Raw genomic sequence first — 11,051 nt, forward strand, 5'->3', positions numbered from 1 at the left:
AACAAACCAAATGCAAATTTAGCTTCCGGTTTGTTTCTCCACCCGGATTACATGGTTTCTGTGAATGTACGGGTAATCACGTCAAGCTGTTGTTCGCGGGTCAGCGAGTTGAAGCGAACCGCATAACCGGACACACGAATGGTCAACTGCGGATATTTCTCTGGATTGTGCATCGCATCTTCCAAAGTCTCGCGATTCAATACGTTGACGTTCAAGTGTTGGCCGCCTTCCAAAATACCGTCTTCATGGTGGAAATAACCGTCCATCAAACCGGCAAGGTTGCGTTCGCGAGAATACTCGTCTTTACCCAACGCGCCAGGAATAATGGAGAAGGTATAGGAAATACCGTCTTTGGCAAACTCAAATGGCAGTTTGGCTACGGAAGTCAATGAAGCGACTGCACCGTTGACGTCACGACCGTGCATTGGGTTTGCACCCGGACCAAACGGAGCGCCTGCACGGCGGCCGTCTGGAGTATTACCGGTTTTCTTACCGTAAACAACGTTGGAAGTAATGGTCAGTACGGACTGAGTCGGAGTGGCGTTGCGGTAAGTTTTGTGGGTTGCCACTTTTTTCATGAAGCGTTCAACCAAATCGCAAGCAATATCGTCAACGCGGTCGTCGTTGTTACCAAATTGTGGGTATTCGCCTTCGATTTCGAAGTCAACGGCAATGCCATTTTCGTCACGAATCGGTTTCACTTTGGCGTACTTAATGGCGGACAATGAGTCGGCAGCCACAGACAAACCGGCGATACCGCATGCCATCGTACGTTTCACATCACGGTCATGCAATGCCATCAATGCAGCTTCGTAGCTGTATTTGTCGTGCATGTAGTGAATAATGTTCAGCGCGGTAACGTATTGGGTTGCCAACCAATCCATGAATTTGTCCATGCGCTCAAAGACAGTGTCGTAGTCCAAAACTTCGTCCATAATCGGCTCGGTTTTCGGACCAACTTGCTCTTTAGATTTCTCGTCCACGCCGCCATTGATTGCGTACAGCAGAGTTTTAGCCAAGTTGGCGCGTGCGCCGAAGAACTGCATTTGTTTGCCGACCACCATCGGGCTGACGCAGCAGGCAATGGCGTAGTCGTCGCTATTGAAGTCAGGGCGCATCAAATCGTCGTTTTCGTATTGGATGGACGAAGTATCGATGGATACTTTGGCGCAGAATTCTTTAAAGCCTTGCGGCAGTTGTTCTGACCACAATACAGTGATGTTTGGCTCAGGAGACGGGCCCATGTTGTACAGAGTATGCAGCACGCGGAAGTTGGTGCGGGTTACCAAGGTACGGCCATCCAAGCCCATGCCACCGATAGATTCGGTTGCCCAAATCGGGTCGCCGGAGAACAGTTGATCGTATTCCGGAGTACGCAGGAAACGGACCATACGCAGTTTCATCACCAAGTGGTCAATGAATTCTTGCGCTTGGGTTTCGGTAATCACACCGTTTTTCAGGTCGCGTTCGATGTAGATGTCCAAGAATGAAGATACACGGCCGAAAGACATCGCCGCACCGTTTTGAGATTTAACGGCAGCGAGGTAGGCAAAGTAAGTCCATTGGATGGCTTCTTGTGCATTTTTTGCAGGGCCGGAAATATCGTAGCCGTAAGAAGCTGCCATTTCTTTCATTTGGTTCAATGCTTTATATTGCTCATTGATTTCTTCGCGGCGGCGGATCACTTCTTCCAAGTCCACACCGTTTTCCAAATCGGCTTGCAGTGAGTTGAACTGGTTGAGTTTGTCTTTCATCAAGAAGTCGATACCGTACAATGCCACGCGGCGGTAGTCGCCGATAATACGGCCGCGGCCATAAGCATCCGGCAGGCCGGTAATCACGCCTGATTTGCGGCAGCGGCGGATGTCGGGCGTATAAACGTCAAATACGCCTTGGTTGTGGGTTTTGCGGTATTTGGTGAAAATTTCGCTGACTTCGGGATTCAATTCAACGTTGTACACTTTGCACGCGTCTTGCACCATTTTCAAACCGCCAAACGGCATGATAGAGCGTTTCAAAGGCTCGTCTGTTTGCAGGCCGACAATGGTTTCCAAATCTTTGTTGATGTAGCCTGGAGCGTGGCTGGTAATACCGGAGACGATTTGCGCGTCGATTTTATACGGCTCGTGTGTACGGTTTTCAACCTTGATACCTTCCATCACTTCCGCCCACAGTTTGGTTGTGGCTTCGGTTGCTGGTGCCAAGAAAGAGGCATCGCCTTCATATGGCGTGTAGTTTTTTTGAATAAAATCGCGGACATCTACGTTGGTTTCCCAGTTGCCACCGACAAAACCTTCCCAAGCGGCTGGACGTTGCTGAACATCATTTGACATATCAAGCTCCTAATTTTATTGAAAATATAGACTGTAAATTTTCTGAAAGGATAACATCAATACCCATTTATTTACAGGGGTTTTTATGAAATAAAATTACAGATTTGGTTTTTCTTGATTTACGTCAATGAGAATAATTGTTACTTGGCACTACATCTCACTTTCCAAACATTCGTACTTAAAAACAGCGTAAAATACAAAATTCAGCCCTGAAGACAGGTGTTCTTCAGGGCTGAGTTTTTATTGCATTTTATATAAAAGGCCGTCTGAATTTTCAGACGGCCTTTTATTCACTTAATCAATTAAGCAAACGGATGATGCAAAACAATGGTTTCTTCACGGTCAGGACCGGTTGAAACAATGGCCACAGGCGCACCGCACACTTCTTCAATACGTTTCAGATAAGCTTTAGCGTTTTCAGGCAGCTTGTCGTACTCTTTCACACCGAAAGTCGACTCGCTCCAACCCGGCATGGTTTCATAAATCGGTTTGCAGGTTTCTACCGCATCGGAGCCGCAAGGCAGAATGTCGGTTTTGCTGCCATCAGGCAATTCATAACCTACACAGATATTGATATTCTCAATACCATCCATCACGTCCAGCTTGGTAATGCACATGCCGGAAATGCCGTTAACTTGAATAGAGCGTTTCAGAGCAGCTGCGTCAAACCAGCCACAACGACGCGCACGACCGGTTACGGAGCCGAACTCATGGCCGCGTTCAGCCAAGCCTGCGCCCACTTCGTCAAACAATTCAGTCGGGAATGGGCCGGAACCCACGCGGGTGGTATAGGCTTTAACGATACCCAAAACGTAATCCTGCATTTGCGGGCCCACGCCTGCACCGGCAGAAGCGGCACCTGCCAAGCAGTTGGACGAAGTTACAAACGGATAAGTACCGTAGTCGATGTCCAGCAACGTACCTTGTGCGCCTTCAAACAACAGGCTTTCGCCTTTGCGGTTTTTCTCGTTCAAAACACGGGAAACATCGGTAATCATCGGCGTAATGCGCGGTGCAACTTTTTCAATGACCGCCATCACATCTTCAACTTTTACCGGCTCGGCATTGTGCAGGTGTTGCAACTGAACATTGTAATAAGCCAAAACAGCTTCCAGTTTTTCAACCAGTTTTTCAGGGTGCAACAAGTCCACCACGCGAATCGCGCGACGGGCAACTTTATCTTCATAGGCTGGGCCGATGCCGCGACCGGTTGTACCAATTTTGCTTTTACCGCGGGAAGCTTCGCGTGCTTGGTCAAGCGCAATGTGGTAAGGCAGAATCAATGGGCAGGTTGGCGCAATTTTCAGACGGCCTTCGACGTTTTTCACACCGGCAGCGTTCAATTCATCGATTTCACCCAACAATGCTTCAGGAGAAACGACAACGCCTGAGCCGATGAAGCAGTCCAAAGTCTCGTGCAAAATGCCGCTTGGAATCAGGCGCAAAATGGTTTTTTTGCCACCGACGACCAAAGTATGGCCGGCATTGTGGCCGCCTTGGAAACGTACTACACCGCTGGTTTCTTCCGCCAGCCAGTCAACAATCTTACCTTTGCCTTCATCACCCCATTGGGCACCGATTACGACAACATTTTTAGCCATAGCCATCTAACCTTATTTCAGATACAAAATTTCAAAATAAAACTCAATCGTTCAAAGCGATTACTTTCCAAACGCCGTCTACCTGTTTCAGACGGCCTGTAACCTCTTCCGAACCGTTATAGCCGATACCGTAATCGATAACGACACATTGTCCTTGTTCGCGCAAAGCATCTACCGCTTCTTGAGCTGCGGGCATGTCTTTTACATCAACAGCCACCACGGATTCCCGTCCGATAGCAGGAAGGCGGCCGATGAAGCTGCGCAAATCAAAACTGAATCCGGCTGCAGGACGCGCTCGTCCGAAGTATCCGCCCAATCCGTCATAACGGCCGCCACGTGCCACGGCATCATGACGGTTTGAACCATAAGCCGCGTAAAGCAAACCGGTGTGGTAATTGTCAACGCGCAGTTCCGACAAATCTATATGCACTTTTTGATTTGTGAACGCATCGCATACTGCCTGCAATTCATCCAAGGCCGCACTGACTGCGGACAATTCCGGTAATTTCTCACGAGCCACAGTCAGCACTTCACGACCACCGTACAGTCGGGGCAACAATGAAAACGCTTTTGCCCACATACCGTCAAGTTTCCACTCTTTAACCAACTGGCTGACAACCTCGGCATCTTTGTCCTGCATCGATGACAGCAGGGTTGCCGATTGCTGCTCATCTAAATGCGCGGCATTTGCCAAAGCACGGAATACGCCGATATGGCCCAACGAAAGCAAAACTTCGCCCATGTCGGCAATCTTCATGCTTTTCAGCATCAAATCAATCAATTCAATATCCGCTTCAATGCCTTCCAAGCCATACATTTCCGCACCTGCCTGTAAAGGCTCGCGCATATTGAGCAATCCGTCAGGCCGCGCATGAAGCACCGAACCGGCATAGCATAAACGGTTGATGCCCTGGTTGGCAGAAAGCAAGTGGGCATCAATACGCGCCACCTGCGGCGTAATATCCGCGCGGATACCGAGCTGACGGCCGCTAAGCTGATCGACGACCAAAATGGTTTTCAAAGACAAACCGGCATCGATATGCGTCAATAAAGAATGGCTGTATTCCATCAATGGCGGTTGCACCAATTCATAACCATGCACGCGGAACAAAGCCAACAGCCGCTCACGGGCGCTTTCCAATTGTCGCGCATTGGTCGGCAATACGTCGGCGACGTGTTCAGGAAGCTGCCAAGACTTCATGAGAATCTACCTCTGTTTTTTGTAAACACAAAGGGCTGCTTAAATTTAAAACCAAATCAGCCTGACGACTGAAATTTTCCTGAATGCATCGATGGCACATCCGATGCGGCTTCAACAAAACTGATTTTAAATTTAAACAGCCCCTGAGTGACGGCTTCAAACCGTCGAGTTATTAAAATCAGACTTTACCATATTAAAACAAATTTTGCACCCTGTTTGCAGGAAACGTAAAAAAACATTAAAAACAAAGGCCGTCTGAAAACCAAATGCATAGATGCATCATTTTCAGACGGCCTTATTCATGCCTGAACAACTCGACGCTTAACGCCAGTAACGCCACCAAGGCATATCGTCAGATCGCCATTCGTGTTGCAAGAACGGGCTTTGCGGGAAGTTGGTTTCCAAAACACGGCGTGTATCGGCAGCCAGTTGCGGCTTGTCCAGTTTTTTGTATGCCAATTCCATCATCGCCAAAGCTTCTTCGACGTAACGGGTATTTTGGTAACGGCTAACGATTTTTTGCGCACGGTTGGCCGCTGCGACATAAGCACCGCGTTTCATGTAATAACGCGCCACAGATATTTCGTTACCACCCAAAGCGTCCACCAGTTTGGCCATACGCTCGGTTGCATCGGCAGCGTATTTGCTGTTTGGATAACGTTGAACCAACTCGGCAAACGCCTGATAAGCATCGCGGTTGGCTTTCGGGTCGCGGTCGGACCAGTCTTGGGAAGCCAGCTTGTTCAAGAAAGACTGGTCTTCGTTAAACAGGACCAAACCTTTCAAGTACAGCGCGTAGTCCATATTCGGATGTTGCGGATGATGGCGTTGGAAGCGCGCAATGGCAGCCAAGGCTTTTTCCGGCTCATCGTCTTTATAATAGGCATACGCCGTATCCAACTGGGACTGCTGGGCATAGCGGCCGTTTGGAAAACGGGATTCTAAAATTTCGTATAACTTGACAGCTCGCGTATAATTGTTGCTGTTCAACTCGTCTTGCGCTTCGGCATAAAGCTTTTCCACACTCCAATCTTGAGTAATTTGGGCGTCTTTATCGATTGTGCCTTTATTTGCGCAGGCACTCAGTGCCAAACCTAAAGAAACTACTAAAAGAATTTTTTTCATGCAGAATACTTCCTTTGATAACGAAGCCGATTATAGCGATGATTTAGACTTTCCGTCATCCCCTGAAACAGAAAGTTGTGTTAATTTGACCGTTCCGCTCGAAATGGCGGGCGGAAGGCTGGATGCCGTATTGGCCAAACTCATGCCCGACTACTCGCGCAACCGCCTGAGTTCGTGGATTAAAGAGGGTGCAGTCATTGTAAACGATAAGCCCGCGCAACCCAAAGATAAAATGATAGGCGGTGAATTGATTGCCGTTACGGTACGTCCGAGCGAAGAAAACCTCGCGTTCACGCCCGAACCGATGGATTTGGACATTATTTACGAAGACGATACCGTCATCGTCATCAACAAACCGGCCGGATTGGTCGTCCATCCTGCCGCAGGCAACTGGAGCGGCACCCTGCTCAACGGCCTGTTGGCGCACTGTCCCGAATTAAGCCAAGTGCCGCGTGCGGGTATCGTACACCGTTTGGACAAAGAAACCAGCGGTCTGATGGTGGTCGCTAAAACCCTGCCGGCGCAAAATTCCCTGGTTCAGCAGCTTCAAGAGCGCACAGTCAAACGCATTTACCGCGCAGTCGCCAACGGCATCGTTCCTTTCGACGGCAAAATCGAAACCCAAATCGGCCGCGATCCGCACAACCGCCTGAAAATGGCAGTCGTCAAATTCGGCGGCAAACCTGCCATTACCCACGTCAAAGTGTTGGAACGTTATTTGGCACACAGCTACATCGAATGCTCGCTCGAAACCGGCCGCACACACCAAATCCGCGTTCATATGCGCGAAGCCAACCATCCGCTGGCCGCCGACCCTGTTTACGGCAACCTGCGCCATCCATGTAGCGACGCAGTTAAAGAAGCCATCAAAGCCCTCGGCGCGCGCCAAGCCCTGCATGCCTACCGCTTGAGCTTTGTCCATCCGAAAACCGGCGAAACCGTTTCCTTTGAAGCGCCTATACCTGACGATATGTACCACCTGCTTTCCGTCCTGCGTCTGGAAGCCGGTTTGGATTCGTCCCTAAGCAACGAGGAAGAATGGCAAGAGAAATTCGGCATGGATGATGACGATGATTGGAATGAAGACGACTACGATGTCGAAGTGGTTTATGTGAGGGATTAAATCCATTTTTCAGACGGCCTAAAATATTATTTGAGGCCGTCTGAAATCAATCCGTTCCAATACTTCAGCGATTCAAAGATTATGAAAACCATCACAGATACCCTAAACCTTGCTCCCCAAGGTAAGAATTTTTTGACTGCCGACTGGCCTGCCCCTGCCAATGTTAAAACGCTTATTACCACGCGCAACGGCGGTGTCAGCGAAGGCGTGTACCACAGCCTGAATGTCGGCTCGCACGTCGGCGACAATCTCGAAGCCGTACTCCGCAACCGCGAAATCGTACAGGAACAAGTCGGCCTGCCCGTTGCCTACCTTAATCAAATCCACAGCACCATCGTTGTGAATGCTGCAGAAGCATTAGGCAATACGCCTGATGCCGATGCCTCGGTTGATACAACGGGTACGGTTGCCTGCGCTTCGATGACTGCCGATTGCCTGCCTGTCTTGTTTTGCGACAAAGCAGGGACCGTTGTTGCGGCGGCTCATGCAGGTTGGCGTGGTTTGGCCGGCGGCGTTTTGCAAAACACCATTGCGGCAATGAATGTCGAGCCGTTGGAAATCATGGCCTATCTCGCGCCTGCCATCGGCCCTGATGCGTTTGAGGTGGGACAAGATGTATTTGATGCGTTTTGCACACCTATGCCGGAAGCTGTCGATGCGTTTGAAGACATCGGCGGCGGCAAATACCTTGCCGACATTTACGCTTTGGCGCGTATGGTTCTGCACCGCGAAGGCGTGAACATGATTTATGGCGGCACCCATTGCACCGTTTTGGAACGCGATACTTTCTTCTCATATCGCCGCGACGGGCAAACCGGTCGCATGGTCAGCCTGATTTGGTTGGAAAAATAAGATTTGCACCATCAAAGACAAGGCCGTCTGAAATATTTTCCGTTTACGGTTTCAGACGGCCTAAACATTATTCGTTATAATCCGACGATACCGTAACCGGTTTCAACGAAGGAATATCCAATGAAAAAAATCCTATTGCCTGCACTCGCCATATTGCTTGCCTCTTGCGGTTTCCACCTAAAAGGCACAGGCGTGACTTCGCAACCGCTGCCTTATCAGAACTGGCATGTAGAAGGCGGAGCCGTCATGCAAAAAGCGCTGGAAAATGCCTTACGCCGTGCCGACGGTCATCCGGTTAGCGAAGCCGAATCACAAATCACCCTGCGCGTTGTCGACTTTCAAAAACGCCGAGATATCTACACCATCACCCGCGCCGCCGCAATCAACGAATACCTGCTGGCCATGACCGTCAAAGCCCAAGCCTTCCGTAACGGCGAGCCGGTTGGCGAACCGATGGAAGTTAAGGTTCACCGTACCATGGACTACGCCGACAGCGAAGTTTTGGGTAAACAGGAAGAGGAAGAAACCATTTGGTCTGAAATGCGCATCGACGCAGCAGATCAAATCGTCCGCCGCCTGACTTTCCTGAAAGCGCAATAATGGCTGCCGCGCCCATTGAGAGCCTGCGCCCCGATACGCCGCTCAAACCGTTGTACATTATTCACGGCGAAGAGGATTTGTTGCGCATCGAGGCATTGGATACCCTGCGCGCAGCCGCAAAAAAACAAGGCTATCTCAACCGCGAAGTCTATACCGCCGAAAACAATTTTGACTGGAACGAGCTGTTGCAAAGTGCCGGCAGCGCAGGTTTGTTTGCCGATTTGAAACTGCTGGAAATCCATATTCCCAACGGCAAACCCGGCAAAAACGGAGGCGATGCCCTGCAAGCCTTCGCCGAACGCCTACCCGAAGATACGGTTACGCTCATCCTCCTGCCCAAGCTTGAAAAAGCGCAAATCCAGTCCAAATGGTTTTCCGCATTGGCAGGCAAAGGCATCGTCTTAGAAGCCAAAGCCGTTGCGCCACATGCTTTGCCGCAATGGATACAGGGCCGTCTGAAACAGCAGGGTTTGGATATCGAACCTGAAGCACTCGCCCTTTTTGCCGAGCGCGTCGAAGGCAATCTTTTGGCCGCCCGTCAGGAAATCGAAAAACTCGCCCTGCTCCATCCCCAAGGCCATTTAATCAATATTGCCGACACAGAAGCCGCAGTTGCCACCGTCGCCCGCTTCGACGTATTCCAACTGGCAGGCGCATGGATGAAAGGCGATGCCCTGCGCGTTTCCCGTTTGCTGGACGGCTTGGAAGAAGAAGGCGAAGAGCCGGTTTTGCTGTTGTGGGCAGTTGCCGAAGACATCCGCACCCTAATCCGCCTGACTGCCGCACTCAAGCAGGGCCAAAACATCCAAAGCCTGCGCAACAGCCTGCGCTTATGGGGCGACAAGCAGACCCTTGCACCGATGGCGGCCAAACGCATTTCCATCAACCGCCTGCTCGACGCGCTCAAAACCTGCGCCAAAATCGACCGCATCATCAAAGGCGCAGAAGAAGGCGATGCATGGACCGAGTTCAAACAACTCGTTACTTCGCTGGCCGCTTGAAACCGTTGCCACGCGTCAAGAAACTTGCACGCAATACGCCCCAAAAACAGAAAATACTGTAAAATAGCGTAAACTCAAATTCAGGCCGTCTGAACCTCGCATTTCAGACGGCCTCTTCCAGCAAAAAAACAAGGAAACACCAACTATATGGATAATAAAACCAAACTTCGCATCGGTGGTCTGGCCCTGCTGACCACTGCCGTATTAAGCCTCATCATCGTTCTGATCGTCGATTCATGGCCGCTGGCCATCCTGTTGGCCGTCATCATCGTGGCCGCTGCCGCAGGCGGTTTCGTTTGGACTTCACGCCGTCAGCAACGCCAATTCCTCGAGCGTCTGAAAAAATTCGACATCGATCCGGAAAAAGGCCGTATCAACGAAGCCAACCTGCGCCGTATGTACCACAGCGGCGGCCAACATCAAAAAGACGCGATTACCCTGGTTTGCCTGTCTCAAAAATGTTCCGTTGACGAAGCGCACGCCATCTTCAAAAAACGTCCGACCCGTCAGGAAATGAACCAAATGGCTGCCCAACAGGCACGCGGTCAAAAACGTCCACATCGCTAAACCCGACAGTAACAGGCCGTCTGAACATCCTATCCCGTTTCAGACGGCCTGTTTTTATTTCCATCAAACCCATTTCCGTTTCCATCGCATTATGACCCGTCTTCCCACCGCCCCACTCAAACGCCGCCTCGCCGCACTGGTTTACGAACTTCTGCTGACCGGCGCCGTTACCAGCATTGCCGCCCTTGTAGCCGGTATTATCGCCATCTTTCTCAATCCCGTTTCCACGCGCCTGTCCATGCTGACAACCTGCCTGATTCTGTTCTACGCATGGTGGCTCTACTTTCGCGCCAACTGGCACAAAAAAGGCCAAACCCTCGCCATGCAGACATGGAAGATCGGTTTAGCCGATAAAAACGATACCCAGCCGCCCCTGCCGCAGCTGCGCCTGCGCTTTATTTGGGCAAGCATTTTTATTGTCTTCATTCCCCTGTTTGCCTACGCCGGATTGCGTCATCTGCTCAATATCCCGCCCAAAGGCGCATTCGGCGCCGCGCTCATTTGGCTCATCCTGCCATGGGGCTTCGCCCTGTTCCATCCCGACCGCCAGTTCCTCTACGACTTCTTAGCCGGAACAAGGCTGGTGGATTTAAATCAGAAGAAAACAAACGAATAAAATCCAAAAGCATCTCAAGCTCTAAATAAAAT

The 11,051-nt window shown here is 50.5% G+C and carries 10 protein-coding genes; 6 read left to right on the plus strand and 4 right to left on the minus strand.

Annotation, left to right across the window (positions count from 1 at the left end; genetic code table 11):
- Window positions 1–47: 47 nt before the first annotated feature.
- The 4 genes from pflB to HMPREF2871_RS00190 form a co-directional block, all read right to left on the minus strand.
- Window positions 48–2,333, minus strand: a complete 2,286-nt coding sequence (gene pflB, locus HMPREF2871_RS00175; protein ID WP_049336774.1) for a formate C-acetyltransferase — start codon at window positions 2,331–2,333, stop codon at window positions 48–50.
- 302 nt (window positions 2,334–2,635) lie between these two features.
- Window positions 2,636–3,934, minus strand: a complete 1,299-nt coding sequence (locus tag HMPREF2871_RS00180; RefSeq protein WP_049336775.1) for an adenylosuccinate synthase — start codon at window positions 3,932–3,934, stop codon at window positions 2,636–2,638.
- A 43-nt stretch (window positions 3,935–3,977) separates the two neighbouring features.
- Entirely contained in the window at window positions 3,978–5,135 is a 1,158-nt protein-coding gene (locus HMPREF2871_RS00185) for an ATP phosphoribosyltransferase regulatory subunit (protein ID WP_049336776.1), read from the minus strand.
- A 321-nt stretch (window positions 5,136–5,456) separates the two neighbouring features.
- Window positions 5,457–6,260 carry an outer membrane protein assembly factor BamD gene (locus HMPREF2871_RS00190; protein ID WP_003680807.1) on the minus strand — a complete coding sequence of 268 codons (804 nt, stop codon included), beginning with the start codon at window positions 6,258–6,260 and terminating at the stop codon, window positions 5,457–5,459.
- Here HMPREF2871_RS00190 and rluD point away from each other — a divergent pair.
- The 6 genes from rluD (at window position 6,259) to HMPREF2871_RS00220 (ending at window position 11,019) form a co-directional block, all read left to right on the plus strand.
- Complete coding sequence (rluD, locus tag HMPREF2871_RS00195) at window positions 6,259–7,383, plus strand: 23S rRNA pseudouridine(1911/1915/1917) synthase RluD (RefSeq protein ID WP_049336777.1); 1,125 nt, start codon at window positions 6,259–6,261, stop codon at window positions 7,381–7,383. The genes HMPREF2871_RS00190 and rluD overlap by 2 nt on opposite strands.
- Before the next feature lie 81 nt (window positions 7,384–7,464).
- Window positions 7,465–8,235: a peptidoglycan editing factor PgeF gene (pgeF, locus tag HMPREF2871_RS00200; RefSeq protein WP_049336778.1), complete on the plus strand. Its 771-nt coding sequence runs from the start codon at window positions 7,465–7,467 to the stop codon at window positions 8,233–8,235.
- A 120-nt stretch (window positions 8,236–8,355) separates the two neighbouring features.
- The gene (gene lptE, locus HMPREF2871_RS00205; RefSeq protein WP_049336779.1) at window positions 8,356–8,835 is read left to right on the plus strand and encodes an LPS-assembly lipoprotein LptE; all 480 of its coding nucleotides are present in this window, start codon (window positions 8,356–8,358) and stop codon (window positions 8,833–8,835) included.
- On the plus strand, window positions 8,835–9,836 hold the full coding sequence (gene holA / locus HMPREF2871_RS00210; RefSeq protein ID WP_049336780.1) for a DNA polymerase III subunit delta: 1,002 nt from the start codon (window positions 8,835–8,837) through the stop codon (window positions 9,834–9,836). Before lptE ends, holA begins: the two co-directional genes overlap by 1 nt.
- Before the next feature lie 147 nt (window positions 9,837–9,983).
- Window positions 9,984–10,403: a hypothetical protein gene (locus tag HMPREF2871_RS00215; RefSeq protein WP_003746427.1), complete on the plus strand. Its 420-nt coding sequence runs from the start codon at window positions 9,984–9,986 to the stop codon at window positions 10,401–10,403.
- 91 nt (window positions 10,404–10,494) lie between these two features.
- Window positions 10,495–11,019, plus strand: coding sequence for an RDD family protein (locus tag HMPREF2871_RS00220; protein WP_049344245.1), 525 nt, complete (start codon window positions 10,495–10,497; stop codon window positions 11,017–11,019).
- Window positions 11,020–11,051 lie beyond the last annotated feature (32 nt).

Source organism: Neisseria sp. HMSC067G12, assembly GCF_001812725.1.
Lineage (GTDB): Bacteria > Pseudomonadota > Gammaproteobacteria > Burkholderiales > Neisseriaceae > Neisseria > Neisseria perflava.